General features: G+C 68.6%; 22 protein-coding genes. 16 read left to right on the top strand and 6 right to left on the bottom strand.

What is annotated here, in order from left to right; genetic code table 11:
- The 6 genes from M9799_RS10995 (at window position 1) to M9799_RS10970 (ending at window position 6,497) form a co-directional block, all read left to right on the top strand.
- Window positions 1–1,599 carry an ABC transporter substrate-binding protein gene (locus tag M9799_RS10995; protein ID WP_231041719.1) on the top strand — a complete coding sequence of 533 codons (1,599 nt, stop codon included), beginning with the start codon at window positions 1–3 and terminating at the stop codon, window positions 1,597–1,599.
- A 143-nt stretch (window positions 1,600–1,742) separates the two neighbouring features.
- Entirely contained in the window at window positions 1,743–2,975 is a 1,233-nt protein-coding gene (locus M9799_RS10990) for a SpoIIE family protein phosphatase (protein ID WP_231041718.1), read from the top strand.
- Window positions 2,976–2,989: 14 nt separating this feature from the next.
- Window positions 2,990–3,562 carry a SiaB family protein kinase gene (locus M9799_RS10985; RefSeq protein WP_231041717.1) on the top strand — a complete coding sequence of 191 codons (573 nt, stop codon included), beginning with the start codon at window positions 2,990–2,992 and terminating at the stop codon, window positions 3,560–3,562.
- 34 nt (window positions 3,563–3,596) lie between these two features.
- Window positions 3,597–3,986, top strand: a complete 390-nt coding sequence (locus tag M9799_RS10980) for a DUF1987 domain-containing protein (protein WP_231041716.1) — start codon at window positions 3,597–3,599, stop codon at window positions 3,984–3,986.
- Complete coding sequence (locus M9799_RS10975; RefSeq protein ID WP_231041715.1) at window positions 3,983–4,729, top strand: GGDEF domain-containing protein; 747 nt, start codon at window positions 3,983–3,985, stop codon at window positions 4,727–4,729. The genes M9799_RS10980 and M9799_RS10975 overlap by 4 nt, the downstream gene beginning before the upstream one ends.
- Window positions 4,719–6,497, top strand: a complete 1,779-nt coding sequence (locus tag M9799_RS10970; protein ID WP_231041714.1) for a putative bifunctional diguanylate cyclase/phosphodiesterase — start codon at window positions 4,719–4,721, stop codon at window positions 6,495–6,497. Before M9799_RS10975 ends, M9799_RS10970 begins: the two co-directional genes overlap by 11 nt.
- Window positions 6,498–6,539: 42 nt before the next feature.
- Here the strand turns inward: M9799_RS10970 and M9799_RS10965 are convergent, their stop codons facing one another.
- From M9799_RS10965 to M9799_RS10955, 3 genes are all read right to left on the bottom strand, one after another.
- Entirely contained in the window at window positions 6,540–8,276 is a 1,737-nt protein-coding gene (locus M9799_RS10965) for an ABC transporter ATP-binding protein (protein WP_231041713.1), read from the bottom strand.
- Window position 8,277: 1 nt separating this feature from the next.
- Window positions 8,278–9,087, bottom strand: coding sequence for an ABC transporter permease (locus M9799_RS10960; RefSeq protein ID WP_231042162.1), 810 nt, complete (start codon window positions 9,085–9,087; stop codon window positions 8,278–8,280).
- A gap of 162 nt (window positions 9,088–9,249) precedes the next feature.
- Window positions 9,250–10,233, bottom strand: coding sequence for an ABC transporter permease (locus tag M9799_RS10955; RefSeq protein ID WP_231041712.1), 984 nt, complete (start codon window positions 10,231–10,233; stop codon window positions 9,250–9,252).
- A 155-nt stretch (window positions 10,234–10,388) separates the two neighbouring features.
- Here M9799_RS10955 and nikR point away from each other — a divergent pair, with 155 nt between their 5' ends.
- From nikR to M9799_RS10940, 3 genes are all read left to right on the top strand, one after another.
- The gene (gene nikR / locus M9799_RS10950; RefSeq protein WP_231041711.1) at window positions 10,389–10,826 is read left to right on the top strand and encodes a nickel-responsive transcriptional regulator NikR; all 438 of its coding nucleotides are present in this window, start codon (window positions 10,389–10,391) and stop codon (window positions 10,824–10,826) included.
- Window positions 10,827–10,937: 111 nt separating this feature from the next.
- Complete coding sequence (locus tag M9799_RS10945) at window positions 10,938–12,974, top strand: TonB-dependent receptor (RefSeq protein WP_231041710.1); 2,037 nt, start codon at window positions 10,938–10,940, stop codon at window positions 12,972–12,974.
- Window positions 12,975–12,988: 14 nt separating this feature from the next.
- Complete coding sequence (locus tag M9799_RS10940) at window positions 12,989–13,699, top strand: DUF4198 domain-containing protein (RefSeq protein WP_231041709.1); 711 nt, start codon at window positions 12,989–12,991, stop codon at window positions 13,697–13,699.
- A gap of 24 nt (window positions 13,700–13,723) precedes the next feature.
- Here M9799_RS10940 and M9799_RS10935 read toward each other — a convergent pair whose 3' ends face one another.
- A complete protein-coding gene (locus M9799_RS10935; RefSeq protein ID WP_231041708.1) occupies window positions 13,724–14,689 on the bottom strand; it encodes an MBL fold metallo-hydrolase in 966 nt (321 codons plus the stop codon).
- Between the two features lie 151 nt (window positions 14,690–14,840).
- Window positions 14,841–15,626, bottom strand: coding sequence for a 2-oxo-tetronate isomerase (otnI, locus tag M9799_RS10930; protein ID WP_231041707.1), 786 nt, complete (start codon window positions 15,624–15,626; stop codon window positions 14,841–14,843).
- Between the two features lie 407 nt (window positions 15,627–16,033).
- Here otnI and M9799_RS10925 point away from each other — a divergent pair, with 407 nt between their 5' ends.
- Complete coding sequence (locus tag M9799_RS10925; protein ID WP_231042161.1) at window positions 16,034–17,176, top strand: MFS transporter; 1,143 nt, start codon at window positions 16,034–16,036, stop codon at window positions 17,174–17,176.
- A 243-nt stretch (window positions 17,177–17,419) separates the two neighbouring features.
- On the opposite strand, the gene M9799_RS10920 is transcribed toward M9799_RS10925, so the two are convergent.
- Window positions 17,420–18,187, bottom strand: coding sequence for a TOBE domain-containing protein (locus M9799_RS10920; RefSeq protein ID WP_231041706.1), 768 nt, complete (start codon window positions 18,185–18,187; stop codon window positions 17,420–17,422).
- Between the two features lie 91 nt (window positions 18,188–18,278).
- On the opposite strand from M9799_RS10920, the gene modA reads away from it, so the two are divergent.
- The 6 genes from modA to miaB all read left to right on the top strand — a co-directional run bounded on the left by modA (window position 18,279) and on the right by miaB (window position 23,571).
- Window positions 18,279–19,049, top strand: coding sequence for a molybdate ABC transporter substrate-binding protein (gene modA / locus M9799_RS10915; protein ID WP_231041705.1), 771 nt, complete (start codon window positions 18,279–18,281; stop codon window positions 19,047–19,049).
- A gap of 8 nt (window positions 19,050–19,057) precedes the next feature.
- On the top strand, window positions 19,058–19,735 hold the full coding sequence (gene modB, locus M9799_RS10910) for a molybdate ABC transporter permease subunit (RefSeq protein WP_231041704.1): 678 nt from the start codon (window positions 19,058–19,060) through the stop codon (window positions 19,733–19,735).
- Window positions 19,732–20,805, top strand: coding sequence for a molybdenum ABC transporter ATP-binding protein (modC, locus tag M9799_RS10905; protein ID WP_231041703.1), 1,074 nt, complete (start codon window positions 19,732–19,734; stop codon window positions 20,803–20,805). Before modB ends, modC begins: the two co-directional genes overlap by 4 nt.
- A gap of 22 nt (window positions 20,806–20,827) precedes the next feature.
- Window positions 20,828–21,703, top strand: coding sequence for a formate dehydrogenase accessory sulfurtransferase FdhD (fdhD, locus tag M9799_RS10900; protein WP_231041702.1), 876 nt, complete (start codon window positions 20,828–20,830; stop codon window positions 21,701–21,703).
- Between the two features lie 77 nt (window positions 21,704–21,780).
- Entirely contained in the window at window positions 21,781–22,158 is a 378-nt protein-coding gene (locus tag M9799_RS10895) for a hypothetical protein (RefSeq protein ID WP_231041701.1), read from the top strand.
- Between the two features lie 84 nt (window positions 22,159–22,242).
- The gene (gene miaB, locus M9799_RS10890; RefSeq protein WP_231041700.1) at window positions 22,243–23,571 is read left to right on the top strand and encodes a tRNA (N6-isopentenyl adenosine(37)-C2)-methylthiotransferase MiaB; all 1,329 of its coding nucleotides are present in this window, start codon (window positions 22,243–22,245) and stop codon (window positions 23,569–23,571) included.
- The last annotated feature ends 6 nt before the right edge of the window (window positions 23,572–23,577 follow it).

The following is a 23,577-nucleotide window of genomic DNA, read 5'->3' as shown; positions in this document are numbered from 1 at the left end:
ATGAAACACCCATTCACTTCCCGTACCCGTTCCCTGCTGGCCGCGGCGGCGCTGCTGGCCATCGGCCTGGCCAGCCATGCGGCCCCGCCCGATCACTCCGGCTCGCTCACGCTGCTGCTGCCCACCGAGCCCACGGCGCTGGTCACCGTGAGCAATGTCGCCACGCCGATCCTGAGCGTCAGCGCCAAGGTCACCGAAGGCCTGCTGAAGTACGACCACGGCGTCAATCCCCAGCCCCAGCTTGCGACCCAATGGAGCATCAGCCCCGACGGCCTGACCTATAGCTTCACCCTGCGCGAGGGCGTCAAGTGGCATGACGGGCGCGAGTTCAGCTCGGCCGACGTCGCCTTCTCCATCGACCTGCTCAGGAAGATCCACCCGCGCGGGCGCAATACCTTTGCCAACGTCAGCGCCATTGAAACGCCCGACCGGCACACCGCGGTCATCCGCCTGTCCAAGCCCGCGCCCTATCTGATCCGCGCGCTGGTGGCCACCGAGACGCCGATCGTTCCCAGGCATCTCTATGACGGCACGCAGGCCCAGTCCAACCCGCACAACAATGCTCCCGTGGGCACCGGCCCCTTCAAGTTCAAGGAATGGGTGCGCGGCAGCCATATCGTCTATGAGCGCAACGCCGATTACTGGGACAAGCCCAAGCCCTATGTCGACCAGCTGATCGTGCGTTTCGTCGGCGACCCGGCCGCTGCCGCCGTGGCCTTCGAGACCGGCACCGCCGACCTGGGCTACCGCACGCCGGTGCCGCTGGCCGACCTCGAGCGGCTGAAGAAGCTGCCCACGCTGCGCTTCGAGACCAAGGGCAACAGCTATTCGCACAATGTCACGCGCCTGGAATTCAACCTCGACAACGAATATTTCAAGAACGCCAAGGTGCGCCAGGCGGTGGCGCATGCTCTGGACCGCAACGTGATCGTCAAGGTCGTGAACTACGGCTACGGCAAGGTCAGCCATTCGCCGATCGCGCCGGGCCTGACCGCCTACCACGACCCCGCGCCCTCGCCTTATGCCTACGACCTGAAGAAGGCCAACGCCCTGCTCGACGAGGCCGGCTATCCGCGCAAGGCCGGTGGCGTGCGCTTTGCGCTGCCGCTGGACTTCAACCCGATCAGCGCCGAAGGCACGCGCCTGCCCGACTACATCCGCACGGCGCTGGCGCGCATCGGCATCGCGGTGACGGTGCGTGCGCAGGACCCGAGCGCCTTCATCAAGCGCATCTACACCGACCGCGATTTCGCCTTCACCACCAACGGCGCCAGCAACCTGTTCGACCCGACGGTCGGCGTACAGCGCCTGTACTGGTCGAAGAACTTCATCAAGGGTGTGCCCTTCTCCAACGGCACGCACTACAGCAGCCCGGTGGTCGACAAGCTGCTGGAAGACGCTGCGGTGGAAAACGATGCGGCCAAACGCAAGAAGCTGTTCAAGGACTTCCAGGACACGGTGGCGCGCGACGTGCCCGACCTGAACCTCTACCAGCCGGAATTCATCACCATTGCCAACCAGCGCGTGCATGACCATTCGCTCACGGCCGATGGCGTGGAGTCGAACCTGGCCGACGTCTGGGTGGACGCGCGCAAGTAAGCGCCTGCCACCCGCGGGCCCGGCGCCGTGTGCACCGGGCCTGCACGCGCCGGCAGTGCCGATGCCGGCATGCAATGGAGCGTCATGAAAACGAAATATGGCAAAAGTAACATTTATGCACATCGTTTTCTGTGACCTCTTCCATGTCCGAGACCACCGAGTACCTGAGCGACTTCCGGCCGCGCTTTCGCCAGCCGAGCGCGGCCGACCTGTGCCTCGAGGTTCCCTGCATGACGCCGGAGGAAAACAACGAGAAGGTCCTGGAGGTCTTCAGCCAGCACCGTGATCTGGTGAGCCTTCCGGTGGTCGAAGACGGCAGGCCCATCGGCCTGATCAACCGCAACATCTTCCTGTCGCAGATGAGCAAGCAGTTCCGCCAGGAGCTGTACGGCAAGAAGAGCTGCATCGCCTTCATGGACAAGGAGCCGCTGATCGTCGACTCGGCGCTCGACATCGACGCGCTGACGGTGAAGACCGTCGAATTCGGCGAGAAGACCCTTTCCGATGGCTTCATCATCACGCGCGATGGCGCCTATGCCGGTGTCGGCAACGGGCTGCAGCTGATGCGTGCGGTGGCCGACATCCAGGCCTCGCGCAACCGCCAGATCATGCACAGCATCGAATACGCCAGCGTCATCCAGCGCTCCACGCTGCGCAGCTCGCTGGAGGCCATGGCCCGCGCCTGCCCCGATGCCCACCTGGTATGGGAGCCGCGCGACATCGTGGGTGGGGATTTCTACCAGTTCTGTACCGGCACCGACGGCTGGTTCGCCACCGTGGCCGACTGCACCGGGCATGGCGTGCCCGGCGCCTTCATGACGCTGATCGCCTCGACCAGCCTGAATCAGGCGATCGAGCAGCACGGCCCGCGCGACCCGGCCAGCCTGCTGGGCCATGTCAACCGCAGCATCAAGCAGATGCTGGGCCAGGTGGACGGCCAGGACGGCACGCCGGGCTCCGACGACGGCATGGATGCCGCCTGCTTCTGGTTCGAGCCCGCCACCGGCCGGCTGATCGTCGCCAGCGCGCGGCTCACGGTCTTCGTGCTGCGCCCGGATGCCGAGGGCGTGGAAATGCTCGACGGCCAGCGCAAGGGCGTGGGCTATGTGGACAGCGAATTCGACTACGCCTGGCAGAACCAGGAAGTGGCGCTTCCCGCGGGCAGCCTGGTGTTCGTCAGCACCGACGGCCTGATCGACCAGATCGGCGGGCCGCGCGGCATCGCGCTGGGCAAGCGCCGCATCCGCGAGCTCCTGCTCGAGCAAAGGCACGGCACCCCGGCGCAGATCAATGCCGCGCTGCTCGATGCGCTGCGGCTGTGGCAGGGCGAGCACCACCGCCGCGACGACCTGACCTTCTTTTGCTTCCGTACCTGACGCCGGCCCGACCTATGCCCTCCCCGATGATCGCCGACAAATACGGCTCCTTCTTCCATCTGGCGCGCGAGCACCAGGTGATCTTCTACTACGTGGGCTATTTCTCGCAGCACATCGTGGCGGCGATGGCCGATGCGGTGAAGCTGCAGCTCGAGGTGGCCGGAGTGGCCACGCCCACCCGGCGCAAGCTGTTCTCCTCCTTCATCGAGATGGCGCAGAACATCATCCATTACTCGGCGGATGCGCTCACGCCGGCAAGCCAGAACGACGGCGAGCTGCGCCATGGCTCGGTGTGCATCCGCCGCGAGGCGGACGGCAGCTTCCTGCTGCTGTGCGCCAACCCGATCGAGGCCGTGCTGGCCGAGGAACTGCGGGTGAAGCTCGAGGCGCTGCGCAAGATGACGATGGAGGAAATCAAGCAGGCCTACCGCCAGACGCTGCGCGAGGAGGCCCCCGAAGGCAGCAAGGGCGCCGGCATGGGATTTCTCACCGTCGCGCGCGACGCGCGCCAGCCGCTGGATTTCGATTTCGACACCGACGACGCATCCGGCGATGCGCCGGTCTTCTATCTGAAGGCAGCCATCTGAGCTGGGCCCGCCCGTCAACGAACCGATACCACTGATGGAAAACCTCTACATCGCCCCCACGCCCAGCTCTCCCGAGGTGGATTTCAAGTTCGACGCGCTGCGCCTGAGCCTGCGCGGTGAGTCGTACCCCGAGAACGCCGCCGCCTTCTATGGCGACATCATCGCGCGCCTCAAGGACTTCCTGGCGCAGCGGCAGGGCATCACGCTCGAGGTGCACATCGCGCTGGCCTATTTCAACAGCTCCAGCACGAAGATGCTGTTCAACCTCATCGAAGCGCTGAGCAACGCCGCGGAGGGCGGCAGCCAGGTCATGCTGCACTGGTACCACGACGAGGAAGACGACACGATCCTCGAGTTCGGCCAGGAGCTGAGCGAGGACTTCCCGGCCATCGACTTTTCCACCCACGCCGTCGAAGCGCCATGATGACCTGCACCGGCGCCGGGCCCGCCCCCGATCTCTTCGATGCCGAGACCCAGGCGCTGCTGGCCGCGAAGGCGGCCTTTTGCGCCGGCCCGGGCCAGCAGGCGCTGGGCGACCTGATCACCGCCTACGAGCGGCTGCTGCGCGAGACCCGCCGGCTGGTGCGCCGCAGCGACAAGGCCGAGCTGGAGATGAACCGGCTCAACGCGCGGCTGCAGGATCTGGCGGCCGAGCTCGAGCACCGCGCCAACCACGATCCGCTGACGGGCGTGCTCAACCGCGCCGCGATCATCGATCTGGTGAACCGGCAGTTCGCGCACCAGGACCTGGCGCTGATCGTTCTCGACATCGACCACTTCAAGCGCATCAACGACAGTTTCGGCCATCCCATGGGGGACCGCGTCATCCTTGGCGTGGTGGCTTGCCTGCAAGCCGTGGTGCCGGCCGCCGCCCAGGTCGGCCGCGTGGGCGGCGAGGAATTCACCGTGGTGCTGCCGCAGCACAGCGGCGCCGCTTCCGAGCGCGTCGCGCAGGAGCTGCGCCGCGCCATTGAAAACCATGCGTTCGGGCTGCCTGACGCCAGCCGCGTCACGGCCAGCTTCGGCGTCTGCTGGGCAAGCGCCGGCGGCGACTTCGACAGCGCCTATGGCCTGGCGGACGAGGCGCTGTACATCGCCAAGCGCGCCGGCCGCAACCAGGTCCGGCTTGCCTCCCATGCCTTGCAGACCCTCGAGCATGTGGTGTAGCCCCGCGCTGGGCTGGCTGGATACCGGATCGACCGCCGCCCCCGAAGAACCGACGGCCGAGCCCGACCCCAGCCCGAAGTGGCGGGTGCTGATCGTCGACAACGACCCCGACGTCCACGCCGCGACCTGCGCCGCGCTGGAAGGCCAGATGCTGTTCGAGCGCCCGCTGGTGTTCATGCATGCCTTCTCGGGCGACGAGGCGCGCGCCCTGCTGCTGCGCGAGCACGACCTGGCGATGGTGCTCATCGACGTGGTGTCGGAGCGCACCAGCTCCGGGCTGGAGCTGGTGGACTTCATCCGCCACAGCGCCGGCCTGCGCAACACGCGCATCGTGCTGCGCACGGGCCAGCCCGGGCAGGTGCCCGACCTGGAGACGCTGCTGCGCTACGACATCAACGACTACCGCACCAAGGCGGAGCTCACGCGCGACCGGCTGCTGGCGATGGTGGTCACCGCCGTGCGCTCGTACAAGCAGCTGTGCGCGGTGCATGCCAGCGCCTACCACGACCCGCTGGTCGATCTGCCCAACCGCTCGCACTTCATCGAGCGCATCCACGACGGCGAACGCCGGGCCATGGAGGACTACATCCTGGCGCTGATCGACATCGACGATTTCAGCGCCACCAACGACATGATGGGCCACCATTTCGGCGACCGCCTGCTCGAGCGCGTCGCGCGCTGCCTGGAAGCCGCGCTGCCCGCGGGCGTGCTGCTGGCGCGGCTCGGCGCGGATACCTTCGCGGTGCTGGGCTCGGTGGCGCAGGTGCAGCCCCGGCGCCTGCTGGAATGCGTGCACCAGCCGCTGCTGGTCGATGGCGTGCCGCACAAGGTATCGCTGACCTGCGGCTACGTGCTGCTGCCGAAGGAGCCGCAGGCCGGCGCCGACCTGATCAAGGACGCGACCATTGCGCTCAAGCGCGCCAAGCGCGACCATCGCGGACAGCACCTGCAGTATGCCGACCAGATGGGCACGGAGGCACGCGCCCGCGCGGTGCTGCTGTCCCAGCTGCGCGAGGCCATCGAGAAGCGCCAGCTGTTCCTGGTGTATCAGCCTCAGCTCAACCTGGACACGCAGCAGCTGACCGGGCTCGAGGCGCTGCTGCGCTGGCGCACCGAAGACGACCGCTTCATCCCGCCGGACCAGTTCATTCCGGTGGCCGAGCACTCGGGCCTGATCCTGGCGCTGGGGCAATGGGTGCTCGACACCGCCTGCGCCACCATGCGCGATCTGCTGGACACCGGGGTCGCGCCGCTGCGCATGGCGGTCAACGTCTCGCCGGTGCAGCTGCAGGACCCGGGGTTCTTCGCGCTGGTGCGCACCGCGCTCGCGGACAACGGCCTGCAGGGGCGGCACCTGGAGCTGGAGATCACCGAATCGGTCGCGGCGCTGCCGACCCAGCTGCTCGACTCGACGCTCGGCGCGCTGCGCGCCGAGGGCATCTCGATCGCCATCGACGACTTCGGCACCGGCTATTCATCCTTGAGCTACCTGGAACGCCTGCCGCTGGACCGCATCAAGATCGACCGCTCCTTCACGCGCCAGCTCGGCGACCCGCATGGAGCACGCATTGCCGAGATGGTCGCGGAGCTGGGGCGCAAGCTCGGGCTGACGGTGCTGGCCGAGGGCATAGAGGATGCGGGCGCCTGGCAGGCGCTGCGGGCCATGGGCTACCAGGAAGGCCAGGGCTACCACATTGCCCGGCCCATGGACAAGCCGGCGCTGGTCCATTGGCTGCAGCACCATCCGCAGCGCCTGCAGGCGGCCTGAGCCAGGGCGGCCGGGGCCGCCGTGGCCACCTCAGGCCCAGGCTCAGGCCGCCTGCCGGTGCTGCGCCCCCGGCACCGCGGCGATCAGGCTGCGCGTGTAGGCATGCTGCGGCCGCTGCCAGATCTCCTCGTGGTTGCCGGTCTCGACGATACGGCCTTGGTTCATGACCATCACCCGGTCGGCAAAGTAGCGCACCACCGACAGGTCGTGCGAGATGAACAGGTAGGACAGCCCGAAGTCCTCCTTGAGCTCGACCAGCAGGTTCAGGATCTGCGCCTGCACCGACACATCGAGCGCCGACACCGGCTCGTCCAGCACCACCAGCGCCGGCCGCACGATCAGCGCGCGCGCAATGCCGATGCGCTGGCGCTGGCCGCCCGAGAACTCGTTGGGGTAGCGCACCGCGGCATCGGCCGGCAGGCCCACGCGCTTGAGCATCTGCGCAATGCGCTGGCGGCGCTCGCCCGGCTGCGCCACGCCATGCACGCGCAGCACGCTGTCGAGGATGTCAAAGACGCTGCGCCGCGGGTTGAGCGAGGCATAGGGGTCCTGGAACACCATCTGGATGCGCCGGCGCCAGGGCTTGAGCGCGCGCGCATCCAGCGGCACGATATCGGTGCCGTCCAGCACGATGCGCCCACTGGTGGGTTGCAGCAGGCGCAGCAGCGTGCGCGACAGCGTCGACTTGCCGCAGCCCGACTCGCCCACCAGCCCCAGGGTCTCGCCGGGAGCGATGTCGAATGACACGCCATCGACCGCATGCACCACGTGGCCCTGGCGCGCCGGGTAGCTGGTGCGCAGATCGCGCACCGACAGCAGCGGCGCCGCGTTCCGCGCATGCGGCGGGCGCGGCGCCGGCGCGGCCGGCCGGTGCAGCGTGAATTCGCGCTGGCCGCTGGCCTCATCGGCGCGCACGCGGATCTCGGGCAGCCGCTCGGCGGTGTAGTGCAGCGTGTGGCCCGCATGCAGCGAGGCGCCCAGCAGGCCGCGCGTGTAGGCGTGGCCGGCACAGGAAGGCGCGGGCTGCGCGAACAGCGCGGCCGTGGCCGCCTCCTCGACCTTCTCGCCGCCATACATGACCGCCACGCGGTCGGCCCATTGCGCCACCAGCCCGAGGTCGTGGGTGATCAGCAGCAGCGCCATGCCGAACTCGCGGCGCAGGCCGTCGAGCAGCTCGAGGATCTGCGCCTGCACCGTGACATCCAGCGCGGTCGTGGGCTCGTCGGCCACCAGCAGCCGCGGGCGGCAGGCCACCGCCATGGCAATCATCACGCGCTGGCGCTGGCCGCCCGACAGGTGGTGCGGGAAATCGTCGATGCGCCGCTGCGGCTCGGGAATGCGCACCAGCTCGAGCAGCTCGATCGCGCGCTGGCGTGCCGCGGCCGCGGACAGGCGCTCGTGGCGGCGCAGCGTCTCGATGATCTGCGCGCCGATGCTGTGCACCGGGTTGAGCGAGGTCATCGGCTCCTGGAAGACCATCGCGATATCGCGCCCGCGCAGCGCGCGCAGCTCGGCCGGCGGCATGGCGAGGATGTCGCGCCCGTCGAAGCGGATGCTGCCGCGCAGCGCCGCGCCCGGCGCCAGCAGCCGCAGGATCGACAGCGCCGTGGTCGACTTGCCGCAGCCCGACTCGCCGACCAGCGCCAGCGTCTCGCCGTGGCGCACCTGCAGGTCCAGCCCGCGCACCGCCTGGATCGGCCCGCGCGCACCGCGGAACTGGATATCGAGGCCGCGGATATCGAGCAGCGGCGTCGGAGGAGGTATCAGTTCAAGCGTCATTTCAGCGGTTCCGAAGGCGTGGATTGAGGGCGTCGTTCAAGCCTTCGCCCACCAGGTTCAGCGCCAGCACCGTCAACACGATGGCCGCGCCCGGCAGCGCGCACAGGTACCACGAGGTGCGCAGCAGTTCGCGCCCTTCGCCGATCATGCTGCCCCAGCTCACGGTGTTCGGGTCGCCCATGCCCAGGAAGGACAGCGCCGACTCGATCAGGATGGCGCTGGCCACGAGCACCGAGGTCGTCACGATGACCGGCGGCAGCGCGTTCGGCAGCATCTCCTGCAGCATGATGCGCAGGTGGCCGAAGCCCTGGCTGCGCGCGGCCAGCACGAACTCCATCTCGCGCAGCGTGCGGAACTCGGCGCGCACCAGGCGCGCGATCACCGGCCAGGAGGCCAGGCCGATGGCCAGCACGATCACCGCCACCGAGGGCTGGCCGATGGCCACCACGACGATCACGAAAAGAAAAGTCGGCATGGTCTGGAACAGCTCGGTGATGCGCACCAGCACATCGTCGACGCGGCCGCCGAAGTACCCGGCAGTGGCGCCCACCACGATGCCGATCAGCAGGCTCAGCACCGCGGCGACGACGCCCACCGCCAGCGACATGCGCGCGCCATGCGCGATGCCGGCGAGCACGTCGCGCCCCATGGAATCGCTGCCCAGGGGAAAGGCCGGGTCCTGCCCGGGCCACAGCAGCGGCGTCGCCACCATGTCCAGCGGGTCGCCGGGAAACAGCCAGGGCGCCGCCAGCGCCATGGCCAGCACCAGCAGCAGCAAGGCGACGGCGCCGACCGCGACCGCATTGCGCATGAAGGCCTGCAGCGCGGCGCTGCGCGCAGAGCTTGCAGGGGCCGGCGCGCGGCGCGCCAGGCGCCGCACGAGGCGGCTCCAGAGGGTGCTCGGCCGGAGCGTGGGGCGCTTGCCCGTGGTGGGAAAGGGAGTGGACATGGGGTATGTGATGAGAGAGGAAGCTCAGTGCAACTGGATGCGCGGGTCGAGCCAGGCATGCAGCAGATCGACCAGCATGTTGGCCAGGATCACCAGCAGCGAGGACAGCAGCAGGATGCCCAGCAGCACGGTGTAGTCCCGCGCCATCACCGACTCGAAGGCCAGCCGGCCCAGGCCCGGCCAGCTGAACACCGTCTCGACCACGACCGCGCCGCCCAGCAGCGTGCCGAAATGCATGCCCGCCACTGTCGTCACCGGAATCAGCGCATTGCGCAGCACATGGTGCAGGCCCACGCGCAGCGGGTGCAGGCCCTTGGCCACGGCGGTGCGCACGAAGTCCTGGCGGCTGACCTCCAGCATCGAGGCGCGCGTGAGCCGCGCGAAGATCGCGATGTAGAAGCCCGACATCGACAGCGCCGGCAGCACCAGGTGGCGCAGGCGGTCGACAACGCTGTCCCATTCGCCCAGCTGCACGCCGATGCTGGCGCTGCCGCCCGTGGGCAGCCAGCCCAGGTGCACCGAGAACAGCACCACCGCCATCAGCCCGAGCCAGAAGCTCGGCGTCGAATACAGCAGCAGCGCCAGCACCGACAGCACGCGGTCCGACCAGCGCCCGACGCGGCTGGCCATGATGCTGCCCAGCAGCACGCCCGCAAGCAGCGCCGTGCCCAGCGCAGCCAGCATCAGCAGCAAGGTATTGGGCAGCCGCGAGCCGATCAGCTCCGTGACCGGCAGGTTGTAGCGCGGCGAGTTGCCGAGGCTGAAATGCGCGAGATTGCTCAGATAGGCGCCGAGCTGCTGCAGCAGCGGCAGGTCGAGCCCGAAGTGGCTGCGTATCTGCGCCATGCTTTCGGCCGTGGCCGAGCCCGATTCCGCGGCAATGACATCGGCGGCATCGCCGGGCACCAGCTGCAGCAGGCAGAAATTGAGGATGACGACGCCGATCACCGTGGGGACGGCCTGCCACAGGGTGCGGCGCAGGACCCGGCCGGCTTTGAGAAGATTCATGGAGCTTGCGTGCAATGGGGCAGGAACATGGATGCGCCTGCGAGCATAGGAGCGCGGCCCTGCGGCGCGCAACGAAGGAAAGCGAGTAAGTAAAATCGCTTTTTCGCAAGGCCCGCGCGGCGCCCCGGCGGCATGAACATCGCTAGCATCCAGGCATGCAACGCTTCACCATTTCCCTTCAGGACCACCTGGCCCAGGAGTTCGACGCCTTCATGGCGCGCACCGGCCACAGCAACCGCTCCGAGGCTATCCGCGATCTGCTGCACACGCACCTGGGGCAGCAGCGCGAGGCGGCGCAGGCCATGGGGCCCTGCGTGGCCAACCTGTCCTATGTCTACGACCACCACGAGCGCGAGCTGTCCGAGCGCCTGGCACGGCTGCAGCACGCGCACCACCACCTCACGATCGCCACCACCCATGTGCTTCTGGACCATTCGCGCTGCCTGGAGACCGTGATGCTCAAGGGCCCGGCGCAGCAGGTGCGGCAGTTCGCCCAGCAGCTGATCGCCGAGCGTGGCGTGCACCATGGGCAGCTGAATCTGGTGATGGGCCAGGACGGGGGCGGCACGCACCATCGCCACCCGCACGAGTGACCGCAGTGCGCACCTCGCGGGTGCGCCCGCACTGCAACGGTGCGCAAAGTGGCGTCAGCGCCTGGTATGAAGTTTGCTCGAAACTTCATACATATCACTGCCTCCGCTTCCATGATCCCCTGCCCACCGCGGCCCGGCACGCGCCAGTTGCCACCATTGCTTTGCGCCACCCTTGCGCTGTGCCTGGGCGCAGCCGCACGGGCCGATGAACTTCCCGCCGTCACGGTCAAAGGCCAGGCGCTCGAAGCCAGCCGCGCCGCCTACTCGGTGCCCACGCTGGGCCGCGAGGACATCCAGGCGGCAGCGGTGTCCGAGGTCGAGGCGCTGTGGCGCAATGTGCCGGGCATGCATGTCAACCACTACCAGCTCGGCGGAGTCGCCAACAGCGTGGTGCTGCGTGGATTCTCCGGCGGCGGGCATGGCGGCGATGTCGCGGCGACGCTGGACGGCATCTCGCTCAATGAGGCGATGTCGCATGCCGACGGCTACTTCGATCTGAACGTGGTGGTGCCGCTGGAGCTCGAGGAAGTCGCGGTGCACCAGGGCCCGGTGTCGGTGCTGCAGGGCAACTTCAACCGCGCCGGGCTGATCGAGCTGCGCACGCGCAGGAGCGGCGAATACCGCGATGTCGCGCTGCAGGCCGGCAGCCACGGCAGCCTGGATGCGCAGGCCGCGCTGGGGCTGCGCCTCGACGCGGACAGCGGACTCTTCCTCGCCGCCCAGCATGCGCGCAGCGATGGCGCGCGGCCCGACTCGGGCCACGAGCGCAGCACGCTAAGCGCACGCTGGCAGCGCCAGCTCGGCAGTGGCCTGCGCATTGCGCTGTCCGGGCGCATGCATGCCGCAGAAGCCGACTCGCCAGGCTATCTGGGATTTGCCCAGTGGCAGGCCGCCCCCCAGGGCAAGGATGCGCGCGTGCAGGGCGACGGCTCCGACAAGCATTTCAAGACGCTGCGCCTGGACGTGAACCACGACCTGGGCAGCGACACGCGGCTGCTGGCCTATGCCTATGGCACGCAGCAGGATTTCGTGCGCTGGTTCACGCGGCCGCGCGGCGGCAGCTGGGCGCAGCGCGAGGAGCGCTATGAGCGCAGTGTCGCGGGCGCCGGCTTGAATCTCGGCGGCGATGCGCAGTGGGCCGGCCGCCCGGCGCAATGGACCCTGGGCCTGGAGGCGCTGCGCGAATCCACCGACTACGGCTACTGGGACGACCTGCGCAACCGCGCGCGCTCGGCCGGCGCCATCAGCGACCGCGAGGCCACGCTGAACAATGCCGCGGCCTTCGGCCAGCTGGCCTGGCAGCTGCATCCGCTGTTCGCGCCCAGCGTGGGCCTGCGCCACGACCGCTTCACCGGCGATTGCCAGCGGCTGGGCGCCGAGACCGGCACCGATCCCTGCACCCGCATGCAGCGCGTGTCGCACACCAGCCCCAAGCTGGGCTTCAGCTCCCGGGTGCACGAGTGGGTGACGCTGCGCGCCAGCTGGAGCGAAGGCTTCGCGCTGCCGGGCAACTTCGCCAAATACGCGCTGGGCGCGGCGCAGCTCGACCCGAACATCTTCCGCCAGACCGAGCTGGGCCTGCAGTGGCGCGCGAGCTCCCGGCTGTGGCTGGACCTGGCGCTGTACCGCATGCGCTCCAGCCAGGAGATACGCAACCTGGCCCCCGGGGTCTATGAGAACTTCGGCCAGACATCGCGCAAGGGCGCTGAACTTCAGGCCCTATGGACCCCCTCAGGTGCTGTCGAATTGCGCTGGAACTACGGCCGCGCGCAGTCGCGCGTGGCGCGCAACGCCAATGCCGCGCTGCTGGGCCGCCAGGTCGCGGCCGTGCCGCGCTACACCAGCATGCTGCAGGCGCGCTGGCAGATGGACGCCGACTGGGCGCTGCAGGGCGCGCTGCGCCATGTGGGCCGCATGGCCGTGGATGCCGCCAACAACACCTGGAGCCAGGCCTACCACGTGGCCGATCTGGGCGTGCAATACCGCCTGCCTGCATCCACGGGACTGCAGAACGGCACGCTGAGCCTGATGGTGCGCAACCTCACCGACAAGACCCATGCCTCGAACCTGTCGGTGATCGGCGGCGAACTGCTGGTGGCGCCCGGCGCCCCGCGCACCGTGCTGCTCGGCCTGAACTTTTCGCTTTGACAAGAAAGCCTTCCATGCAAAAACTGCAATCCCTCGCGCGCATTGCGCTGTGCAGCGCCGCGCTGCTGGCCGGCGCCGCGCAGGCCCACAATGTCTGGCTCGAGCCCGATGCCGAGGGCGGCTATCTGATCCAGTTCGGCGGCCATGCCGGCAAGCTCGAAGCCTTCGACCCGGCCAAGCTGCAGAGCGTGCGCGCCTTCGACCGGCGCGGGCGCGGTGTCGAGGCCCGCGTGCAGCAGGCGGCACAGGGCCTGCGCGTGCTGCCCTCCCCCGAGGCGGCAATGATTGCCGTCGAGCTCGACAACGGCTTCTTCAGCGGCGGCGGCAGCGCCGGCGCGATACGCAATGTACGCATGGACCAGAACCCCGGCGCCACGCGCGGCATCCATGCGCGCAAGTTCCACAAGACCGTGATCGCCTGGAACGCGCTGACCCAGCGCGACATCGGCCAGGTCTTCGAAGTCACCCCGCTGCAGGGCCGCGCACCGCACGCTGGCGACTGGCTGGAACTGCGGGTGCAGCTGCAGGGCAAGCCGCTGCCCGGCGCCACCGTCAGCCTCGGGGAAAACGGCCCGCCGGCCAAGACCGATGCCAACGGGCACGCCAAGATCCAGACGGCGCGCGGCACCAACCATGTGCAGGTGATCTTTCGCCAGCCGGTGCAGGGCAATGCGCAGATCACCGAAAGAAGCTACGAGGCCCTGTTCAGCTTTGCAGTGCATTGAGGGGCTGCTGCCCCTCCTCCTGCATCAACGCTCTGGCAGCCACTCGTAGCCATCGCCCCGCTTGCGGATACGTCCGAGCGAAGGCATAGGGAAGTGGAAGCCGCCGACCAGCCCGCCCTCCTGCGCCATGCGCGCCAGCATGGCATGGCGCGTGCTGCGGGCCTGGGCCGGGTCCATGTCGAACTGCACCTGCCAGTCGGGGTTGCGCACGAACAGCGCCGGGAAATGCGCGGTATCGCCCAGATAGGTGAAGCGCTCGTTGCCCGAGCGCAGCGCCAGCGCCGTGTGGCCCGGCGAATGGCCGAAGGCGGCAATGCTCTCGATGCCGCCCACCACCGCCATGCCGGGCTCGAACAGGCGCAGCTGGTCCGCGGGGTAGTTCTGGAACACGCGCTGTACCGCATTGAAGCCGCCGCGCGCGGCCTCGGGCGCGGCGTTGCGGCGCTCCTCATCCATCCAGTACGCATGCTCGGGCGCGGGCACATACACCAGCGCCTGGGGATAGACCAGGCTGCCGTCCTTGCGGCGCAGGCCGTTGACATGGTCGCCATGCAGATGGCTCAGCACCACGGCATCGATGGACTTGGGATCGATGCCCGCGGCGCGCATGTGCGTCAGCAGCTGACCGGTGCCCGCCGGGCCGTTGTCGGCAAAGCCGGTATCGAGCAGATAGCGCTTGCCATCGACTTCCAGCACGAAGCAGGTATAGGGCACATCGAGGTAGTCGGTGGGCAGGTCCTGCGCCGCCAGTGCGGCCTGCACCTGCGCCAGCTTGGCGTTGCGCACGAAGCCCTCGGCCAGCGGCCTGCGGCCCACGCCGTCGCTCAGCGCCACGACGCGGGCGTTGCCGACCCGGTGGCGGGAAAAGCCCGCCGAAGTGCCCGGCGTCGAGACGCCTGGCGCAGGCGAATGTGCGCAGCCGGAAATACCCGCGGCGGCGGCCACGGTACCGGCGCCCCAGAGCAGCCATTGACGGCGTGTTGCTTGCATAGTCGATCGTCCTTGTGTGTGCAGACAAAGAAACGCCCGGCCCTGGATGAAGGGCACGGGCCGCGGTGGCGGCTGCCCGTGCGGGCAGACCCGGCGGGCCAATGTAACATTCTGCAGGCAGCCCGGCGCGTCGGCGGCGGCCGGCACCGGCTTATCGTGTCAGCCAACCCAGACCGCCGCGCGTTGCCCCGGGTGCCGCGCCGCGCGCCGGCAGGTATTCACAGCCGACCCAGCCGGCGTAGCCCAGTTCGTCGATCAGCGCGAACAGATAGGGATAGTGGATCTCGCCCACATCGGGCTCGTGCCGCCCGGGCACGCCGGCGATCTGCAGATGGCCGACGCGGCCGCCGGGCAGGTACTGGCGCAGCTTGCTTGCCAGATCGCCCTCGCCGACCTGGCAATGGTAGAGATCCATCTGCACCTGCACATTGCGCGCGCCGATCTCCTCCAGCAGCGCATGCGCCTGCGCCTGGCGCTGCAGGAAATAGCCCGGCATGTCGCGGCCGTTGATCGGCTCGATCATCAGCGTGATGCCCTGCGGCGCGGCCAGCGCGGCGGCGGCGCGCAGATTGGCGACATAGGTGGCATGCGCATCGGCGGCCTGCGCCGCCGCGATACCGGCCATCACATGGATGCGCGGGCAGTGCAGCGCCTGCGCATATTCCAGCGCCTGCCGGATGCCGGCGTGGAACTCCGACTCGCGCCCGGCAAGGCAGGCCAGGCCACGCTCGCCCGCCTCCCAATCGCCGGGCGGGGCATTGAACAGCACCTGCGCGAGACCATGCCCGCGCAGCAGCGCCGCCAGCTCTTCGGGCGCATGGGCATAAGGGAACAGATATTCCACGCCCTGGAAACCATCGCGCGCGGCGGCGCCGAAGCGCTGCAGGAAATCCACCTCCTGGTAGAGCATGGACAGATTGGCGGCAAAGCGGGGCATGGCGGGTCTTTCGGGGCAATGCGCCGATTATGGCGAGGGCGTGCACCCGATTTTGGCTTTGCCGCTACAATGGCGCCCGTCCCCGAGCCCAGCGCTTCATCCACAAGCCCAGCAAAACGCATTTGCCGGGCTTTTTGCTTTTTACAGGGGCTCCTGCCTGCTGCCCGCGCAGCCACGGCCCGCCCACTCCCATTTCTCCCCTCCCCGTCAGCAGGCGCAGCCATGCCTGATGACGGCTGCCGCACGCGGCTAGCGGCTAGCCGCGCGCGGCGCACGGCGGGCGGGCCTTTTGTTCAGCAAGGATCGATGTGTCTTCCATTCCACTTACGCAGGGCGCCCCGGCGGCGCCCACCGAGATCAACGGCTACAGCTGGAAAGCCCTGGCGGGCTCGGCGGTGGGCTATGCGATGGACGGCTTCGACCTGCTGATCCTGGGCTTCATGCTGTCGGCCATTTCCGCCGACCTGAACCTCACACCCGGCCAGGCCGGCTCGCTGGTCACCTGGACGCTGATCGGCGCGGTGGTGGGCGGCTTCTTCTTTGGCGCGCTCAGTGACCGCTATGGCCGCATCCGCGTGCTGACCTGGACCATCGTGCTGTTCGCAGTGTTCACCGGCCTGTGCGCCTTCGCGCAGGGCTACTGGGACCTGCTGGTCTACCGCACCATTGCCGGCATCGGCCTGGGCGGCGAGTTCGGCATCGGCATGGCGCTGGCGGCCGAAGCCTGGCCGGCGCGCCACCGCGCGCGCGTGTCCTCCTATGTGGCGCTGGGCTGGCAGGCCGGCGTGCTGGGGGCGGCGCTGCTGACGCCGCTGCTGCTGCCGGTGATCGGCTGGCGCGGTATGTTCCTGGTCGGCGTGATTCCGGCGCTGGTGGCCTGGGTGATCCGCAACAAGCTGCACGAGCCCGAAGTGTTCGTGCGCAAGCAGCGCGTGACACAGCCGCGTTTCCATGCGCTCAGGCTGCTGATGGCCGACAGAGCCACCACGCGCGTGAGCATCGGCATGATCGTGCTGACCTCGGTGCAGAACTTCGGCTACTACGGCATCATGATCTGGATGCCCAGCTTCCTGTCCAAGCAGCTGGGTTTCAACCTGACCAAGTCCTCGCTCTGGACCGCCGTGACGGTGCTGGGCATGATGGCCGGCATCTGGGTCTTCGGCCAGCTCGCCGACCGCATCGGCCGCAAGCCCAGCTTCATCCTGTTCCAGCTCGGCTCGGTGCTGATGCTCGTGACCTACTCCCAGCTCAGCGACCCCACCGCCATGCTCTGGGCCGGCGCGCTGCTGGGCCTGTTCGTCAACGGCATGATGGGCGGCTATGGCGCGGTGATGAGCGAGGCCTATCCCACCGAGGCCCGCGCCACGGCGCAGAACGTGCTGTTCAATATCGGCCGCGCGATCGGCGGGCTGGGGCCGATCGTGGTGGGCGCCGTGGCGATGGCTTACTCCTTCCAGGTGGCGATTGCGCTGCTGGCGGCGATCTACATTCTTGACATGATTGCCACTGCGATGCTGATTCCGGAGTTGAAGGGGAAGGAGCTGCAGTAAACGCCAAAATTGTTTGTTCTGAGATGGCACAGGATGCGGCGGCAGTGTTTTTGTAGCAAGGCCGTCCATCCTTCGACGCGGCCGGCGAGGCAAGCTCAGGACGAACGGTTCAAACCCGTTCGCCCTGCGCTTGCCTGGGCGGTCCCGTCAAAGGGTGCATGGCGGGATTGATAAACCGTTCGTCCTGATCCTGAGCTTGCCGAAGGATCGAAGGATGATGGGCCTGGCCTCTGAATCTGAAGCTCAACTCACCACCGCCAGCGCCAGCGCCGATTCCGCCAGCGTCAGCACCACCCTCCCCCGCACCCGCAGCCCGCTCGATGCCGCTGCAAACCCCACCATGTGCACGCCTGAATCGAGCTGCGCCGCGACTTCATCGCCGCCCTCGCCGCGCGCCACGCGCGTGATGCGCGCGGGCCAGCGGTTTTCGCCGCCAGCTTGACCCGATGCGTCCATCCGCTGCACCTGCACCGCCGTGGCTTTGGCCAGCGCCAGCACCGGCAGGCCGGGCGCCAGCGCCAGCAGTTCTGCGCTTTCGCGCGTGATGCGCGCCACCAGCTGCAGCGCCTGCGCGTCCGCGCCGCGCAGCTGCACGCGCACCAGCGGCCCCTGGCCCTGCAGCGCCTCGACCACGCAGGGCCACTGGTTGCGCATGCTGGTGCGCAGCGCCAGCCGCGCCGCCACCGGGGCCTGGCCGCTCAGGCGCGCCAGCACCTCGGCACGCGCGGCGTCCATGGCCGCGGCCGCGTCCAGCAAGGATTGGCCCGCAGGCGTGAGCATCGCGCCGCCGCCGCCCGCGCCGCCCACCACGCGCTCGACCAGCGGCACGCCGGCGAGATTGGTGAGCGTGTCCAGCGCCTGCCACGCGGCCTTGTAGCTCACGCCCACGCTGCGCGCCGCCTCGGAGATCGAGCCGCCAGCGCCGATCTCGCGCAGGATGGCAATGCGCCGGTCGGCCGGGCCGTGGTCCAGCGCCGCGGCCAGAGACAGGGAAGAGGACGGATGTTGCATGGCGCCATCATGCCCCCGGTACGGGCAGCCCGGGCGCAACCGGCGCACCGGATGCGCGCTACACTGCGTTATTCATCCAAGGAATAGCGCCATGAACCACCCTTCGATCCGTCCCGTGCTGCGCCTTGCAGCCCTCGCTGCTGCCTGCCTGGCTGCCTGGCTGCCGGCGCAAGCCGCCGAAGTCGCGGTGGCCGTGGCCTCGAACTTCACCGCGCCGATGAAGCAGATCGCCCAGGACTTCGCCAGGGACACCGGCCACACCGCCCAGCTGTCCTTTGGCGCCACGGGCAAGTTCTACGCGCAGATCGTCAACGGTGGCCCCTTCGAGGTGCTGCTCGCGGCCGATGACACCACCCCCGAGAAGCTGGTGCGCGAAGGCCATGCGCTGGCCGCGTCGCGCTTCACCTATTCCACCGGCCAGCTGGTGCTGTGGAGCCCGCGCGCCGGCTTTGTGGACAGCCAGGGCGAAGTGCTCAGGAGCGGTGATTTCAGGCACATCTCGGTGGCCAACCCGCGCCTGGCCCCCTATGGCGTGGCGGCGATGCAGACACTGGACAAACTGGGCCTGACGGCCACGCTGCAGCCGCGCATGGTGACCGGCGAGAACATTGCCCAGACCTACCAGTTCGTCGCCAGCGGCAACGCCCAGCTGGGTTTCGTCGCGCTGTCGCAGGTCATGGAAAACGGCAAGATCATCTCGGGCTCGGCCTGGCAGGTGCCGGCCAGCATGCATGAGCCGATCCGCCAGGATGCGGTGGTGCTGAACAAGGGCAAGGACAACGAGGCCGCCACCGCGCTGATGGACTATCTGCGCGGCGAGAAGGCACGCGCGGTGATGAAATCGTTCGGCTACAGTTTCTGAACGGGCCGATGCCGCTGTCTGCCGAAGACCTGTCCGCCATCGTTCTGACACTGGAACTGGCCGCCACCACCACCGTGCTGCTGATGCTGCTGGGCACGCCGCTGGCCTGGTGGCTGGCGCACACCGCATCGCGCTGGCGCGGCGCCGTCGGCGCGCTGGTGGCGCTGCCGCTGGTGCTGCCGCCCACGGTGATCGGCTTCTACCTGCTGGTGGCCATGGGCCCGCATGGCGCGGTGGGCCAATTCGTGCAGTGGCTGGGCCTGCCGCAGCTGCCCTTCAGCTTTGCCGGGCTGGTCATCGGCTCGCTGGTCTACTCGCTGCCGTTCACGGTGCAGCCGCTGCAGCGCGCCTTCGAGAGCCTGGGCCGGCGCCCGCTGGAAGCCGCGGCCACGCTGGGCGCGGGGCCGGTGGACCGCTTTCTCACCGTGGTGCTGCCGCTCGCGCGCCCTGGCTTCATCACCGCCGCGGTATTGACATTCGCGCACACCGTGGGCGAGTTCGGCGTGGTGCTGATGCTCGGCGGCAATATCCCCGGCGTGACGCGCGTGGTCTCGGTGCAGATCTACGACCATGTCGAAGCCATGGAGTACACCCAGGCGCACTGGCTGGCCGGCGGCATGGTGCTGTTCTCCTTCCTGGTGCTGATGGCGCTGAACCTGCTGCAGCCCAAGGAACGCCAGGCATGAGCGCGCGCATCCATGCCCGGCTGCAGCTGCAGCGCCCGGGTTTCCTGCTCGATGTCGATCTGGACCTGCCGGGGCGCGGCGTGTCGGCGCTGTTCGGGCCCTCGGGCTGCGGCAAGACCAGTTGCCTGCGCGCCATTGCCGGGCTGGAGCGCGCCAAGGGCCGCGTCGAGGTCAACGGCCAGGCCTGGCAGGACGACGCCCATGGCCTGTGGCTGCCCACGCACCGCCGCCAGCTGGGCTACGTATTCCAGGAAGCCAGCCTGTTCAGCCATCTCACCGTCCAGGCCAATATCGCCTATGGCGCGAAGCGCCAGCCGCTGGCGCGCGTGGCCATCGAACAGGCCGTGGAGCTGCTGGGCATTGGCGCATTGATGGCGCGCATGCCGGCCAGCCTCTCGGGCGGCGAGCGCCAGCGCGTGGCCATTGCGCGCGCGCTGGCTTCCAGCCCGCAGCTGCTGCTCATGGACGAACCGCTGGCCGCGCTCGATGCCCAGCGCAAGGCCGAGGTGCTGCCCTATCTCGACCGGCTGCAGCGTGCGCTCGATCTTCCGATCCTTTACGTCAGCCATGCACTGGACGAGGTGGCGCAGCTGGCCGATGCGCTGGTGCTGCTGCAGGACGGCCAGGTGCGCGCGCAGGGCACGACCGAAAGCCTGCTGGCGCGGCTGGACCTGCCGCTGAGCCGGGGCGACACGGCCGCGGCGGTGGTGTCGGGCATCGTGACCGCGCATGATGCCGCCGACCATCTGAGCACGGTGGATTTTCCCGGCGGGCCGCTGCAGCTCGTAGCCTCGCACCCGCATCCCGTGGGCTCCCGGGTGCGGCTGCGCGTGCCGGCCGGCGGCGTCAGTCTGGCGCTGGCCGCGCCGCAGGGCAGCTCCATTCTCAATATCCTGCCGGCACGGGTGCAGGCCATGCGCGACGATGGGCCGGGCCTGGTCATGGTGGCGCTGCAGGCCGGGCCGACGCCGCTGCTGGCGCGCATCACGCAGCGCTCGGCGAGGCAGCTCGGTCTGGCGCCTGGAGTGGGGGTCTATGCGCAGGTAAAGGGGGTGGCGCTGCTGGATTGATGGCTGCATTCGATAATGCGCCATGTCTTCCGCCATCGCCCCTTTGCACCCGCAATCCGTCACGCTGCACCGCCTGCCCGAAGTCCAGGGCCAGCCCGCTGAAATACTGGCGCAGCAGCGCACCCTGGCCAGCGAAGTGCCGATCGCGCTGGTCTTCAACGGCATCTCGCATGCCGTGATGCTGGGCACCCCCCTGGACCTGGAGGATTTCGCGCTGGGCTTTGCGCTCAGCGAGGGGATCGTCGACAGCGCAGCCGACTGCTTTGGCGTGGAAGCCGCGCCGGTGGCCGCCGAAGCCGCGGGCCTGCCGGCGGGCATGGACGGCATGGAGGTGCAGGTGGAGATTTCCTCGCGCTGCTTTGCGCGCCTGAAGGACCACCGGCGCAGCCTCAGCGGGCGCACCGGCTGCGGCGTCTGCGGTGTGGAGAGCTTTGCGGCGCTGGACCTGTCCTTTGCGCCGCTGCCCGCGCGTGAATGGATTGGTGGGATCGAACTACCGCAGGTGCTGCGCGCGATGGATTCGTTGAAAGACAAGCAGCTGCTTAATGCGCAGGCCGGCGCCATCCACGCCGCCGGCTGGGCACTGGCCGACGGGCAGCTGCAGGATGTGGTGGAGGACGTGGGCCGGCACAATGCGCTCGACAAGCTGCTGGGCCGGCTGGCGCGCGCCGGGCGGTTGCAGGAGCCGGGCTTTGTCGTGCTGTCGAGCCGCGGCAGCCATGAGCTGGTGCGCAAGTGCGCCAAGCTGGGCATCGGCGCGCTGGCAACGATCTCCGCGCCCACGGCCATGGGGGTGCGCATGGCCGAGCTCACGGGCCTGCGTTTCTGGGGCCTGTGCCGCTCGCCCAGCGCCGTGCTGTATGCGCCGGGCGCGGGCCAGCCGCCCATTGCCTCCTAGCTGCGCATTGTCCCGGCGCGCCGCTGCGCCAGCGTCAACTTTCGTAGAATCGCGGGCTCAGCCACTGGATATACACCATGCACCGCTGCTCTCATCCATCTTTCGCGCGCGCGCTTGCCGCCAGCCTTGTGCTGCTGGGCAGTGCCGCCGCGCTGCCCGTCCAGGCGCAGCCCGTGTCCTCCGTGACCGCTGCCGCCGCCGGCACGCGCAACTTCCCGCCCGATGCCCAGCGCGGCAAGCTGGTGATCGGCACCATGCCCGAGGTCACGCTCAACGGCAAGGCGATCCGCACCACGCCGGGCTTTCGGCTGTTCAGCGCCGAAGGCCGGCTGCTGATGGCCCACACCCTGGCCGGCCAGAACCTGCTGGTCAACTATGTGATCGAGCCCAGCACCCAATGGCTGCATGCGGCCTGGATCCTGACGCCTGAAGAAGCTGCGCTGAAGCGCCCCTGAGTAACGGGGCTGCATGCCCTGCCCTGATCCATTGCTGCCTTGCGCCTGCGCGCAGGGCATGTCCTTTTTCCCGAGAATTCCACGATGTCCAAAAAAGTATTTATCAAGACCTTCGGCTGCCAGATGAACGAGTACGACTCGGACAAGATGGCCGACGTGCTGGGCGCCGCCCAGGGCTACGAGCCGACGCAGGATGTCGATGAAGCCGACCTGATCCTGTTCAACACCTGCTCGGTGCGCGAGAAGGCGCAGGAAAAGGTCTTCAGCGACCTGGGCCGCATCAAGCACCTGAAGGACAAGGGCGTGCTGATCGGCGTGGGCGGCTGCGTCGCCAGCCAGGAAGGCGCCGAGATCATCAAGCGCGCGCCCTATGTCGATGTGGTGTTCGGCCCGCAGACCCTGCACCGCCTGCCCGAGCTGCTGAACGCGCGCGCCGCCAAGGCCAAGCCGCAGGTCGACATCAGCTTTCCCGAGATCGAGAAGTTCGACCACCTGCCGCCGGCGCGCGTCGAGGGCGCATCGGCCTTCGTGTCGATCATGGAAGGCTGCTCCAAGTACTGCAGCTACTGCGTCGTGCCCTACACGCGCGGCGAGGAAGTCAGCCGCCCCTTCGACGACGTGCTGGTCGAGGTCGCGGGCCTGGCCGACCAGGGCGTGAAGGAAGTCACGCTGCTGGGCCAGAACGTCAACGCCTACCTCGGCAGGATGGGCGATACCCAGGAGATCGCCGACTTCGCGCTGCTGCTGGAATACGTCAGCGAGATCCCCGGCATCGAGCGCATCCGCTACACCACCAGCCACCCGAACGAGTTCACGCCGCGGCTGATCGAGGCCTATGCGAAGCTGCCCAAGCTGGTCAGCCACCTGCACCTGCCGGTGCAGCATGGCTCGGACCGCATCCTGATGGCGATGAAGCGCGGCTACACCGCCATGGAATACAAGAGCACGGTGCGCAAGCTGCGCGCCATCCGCCCGGAGCTGGCCATGAGCAGCGACTTCATCGTCGGCTTCCCTGGCGAGACCGAGGAAGACTTCCAGAAGATGATGAAGCTGATCGACGACCTGCGCTTCGACAACAGCTTCAGCTTCATCTTCAGCCCGCGCCCGGGCACGCCCGCCGCCAACCTGCACGACGACACGCCGCATGAAGTCAAGCTGCGCCGCCTGCAGGAGCTGCAGGCCGTGATCAACCGCAACATCTTGGACATCAGCCGGGAGCGCGTGGGCACGGTGCAGCGCCTGCTGGTCGAAGGCGTGAGCAAGCGCGACGGCAGCGAACTCATGGGCCGCACCGAATGCAACCGCGTGGTGAACTTCGCGGGGCAGGAGCGGTTGATCGGACAGATGATCGATGTGCGGATCACCGAGGCCAAGGCGTACACCTTGCGGGGTGAGGTGGTGTTACGGGATTGAGGGTGC

Origin of the sequence: Comamonas endophytica, from assembly GCF_023634805.2 — a bacterium.
Lineage (GTDB): Bacteria > Pseudomonadota > Gammaproteobacteria > Burkholderiales > Burkholderiaceae_C > Comamonas > Comamonas endophytica.
The sequence above is the reverse complement of the archived record's forward strand: the minus strand, read 5'-3'. Positions and strand labels throughout refer to the sequence as shown.

Bases quoted from the DNA above. Each gene is read 5' to 3' on its own strand.
- modA (WP_231041705.1), top strand. From the start codon at position 18,279: ATGAACCACCCTTCGATCCGTCCCGTGCTGCGCCTTGCAGCCCTCGCT.
- M9799_RS10990 (WP_231041718.1), top strand. From the start codon at position 1,743: ATGTCCGAGACCACCGAGTACCTGAGCGACTTCCGGCCGCGCTTTCGC.
- M9799_RS10940 (WP_231041709.1), top strand. From the start codon at position 12,989: ATGCAAAAACTGCAATCCCTCGCGCGCATTGCGCTGTGCAGCGCCGCG.
- nikR (WP_231041711.1), top strand. From the start codon at position 10,389: ATGCAACGCTTCACCATTTCCCTTCAGGACCACCTGGCCCAGGAGTTC.
- otnI (WP_231041707.1), bottom strand. From the start codon at position 15,626: ATGCCCCGCTTTGCCGCCAATCTGTCCATGCTCTACCAGGAGGTGGAT.
- fdhD (WP_231041702.1), top strand. From the start codon at position 20,828: ATGTCTTCCGCCATCGCCCCTTTGCACCCGCAATCCGTCACGCTGCAC.
- M9799_RS10920 (WP_231041706.1), bottom strand. From the start codon at position 18,187: ATGCAACATCCGTCCTCTTCCCTGTCTCTGGCCGCGGCGCTGGACCAC.
- miaB (WP_231041700.1), top strand. From the start codon at position 22,243: ATGTCCAAAAAAGTATTTATCAAGACCTTCGGCTGCCAGATGAACGAG.
- M9799_RS10980 (WP_231041716.1), top strand. From the start codon at position 3,597: ATGGAAAACCTCTACATCGCCCCCACGCCCAGCTCTCCCGAGGTGGAT.
- M9799_RS10895 (WP_231041701.1), top strand. From the start codon at position 21,781: ATGCACCGCTGCTCTCATCCATCTTTCGCGCGCGCGCTTGCCGCCAGC.
- M9799_RS10955 (WP_231041712.1), bottom strand. From the start codon at position 10,233: ATGAATCTTCTCAAAGCCGGCCGGGTCCTGCGCCGCACCCTGTGGCAG.
- M9799_RS10985 (WP_231041717.1), top strand. From the start codon at position 2,990: ATGCCCTCCCCGATGATCGCCGACAAATACGGCTCCTTCTTCCATCTG.
- M9799_RS10965 (WP_231041713.1), bottom strand. From the start codon at position 8,276: ATGACGCTTGAACTGATACCTCCTCCGACGCCGCTGCTCGATATCCGC.
- modC (WP_231041703.1), top strand. From the start codon at position 19,732: ATGAGCGCGCGCATCCATGCCCGGCTGCAGCTGCAGCGCCCGGGTTTC.
- M9799_RS10975 (WP_231041715.1), top strand. From the start codon at position 3,983: ATGATGACCTGCACCGGCGCCGGGCCCGCCCCCGATCTCTTCGATGCC.
- M9799_RS10960 (WP_231042162.1), bottom strand. From the start codon at position 9,087: ATGCGCAATGCGGTCGCGGTCGGCGCCGTCGCCTTGCTGCTGCTGGTG.
- modB (WP_231041704.1), top strand. From the start codon at position 19,058: ATGCCGCTGTCTGCCGAAGACCTGTCCGCCATCGTTCTGACACTGGAA.
- M9799_RS10935 (WP_231041708.1), bottom strand. From the start codon at position 14,689: ATGCAAGCAACACGCCGTCAATGGCTGCTCTGGGGCGCCGGTACCGTG.
- M9799_RS10995 (WP_231041719.1), top strand. From the start codon at position 1: ATGAAACACCCATTCACTTCCCGTACCCGTTCCCTGCTGGCCGCGGCG.
- M9799_RS10925 (WP_231042161.1), top strand. From the start codon at position 16,034: ATGGACGGCTTCGACCTGCTGATCCTGGGCTTCATGCTGTCGGCCATT.
- M9799_RS10945 (WP_231041710.1), top strand. From the start codon at position 10,938: ATGATCCCCTGCCCACCGCGGCCCGGCACGCGCCAGTTGCCACCATTG.
- M9799_RS10970 (WP_231041714.1), top strand. From the start codon at position 4,719: ATGTGGTGTAGCCCCGCGCTGGGCTGGCTGGATACCGGATCGACCGCC.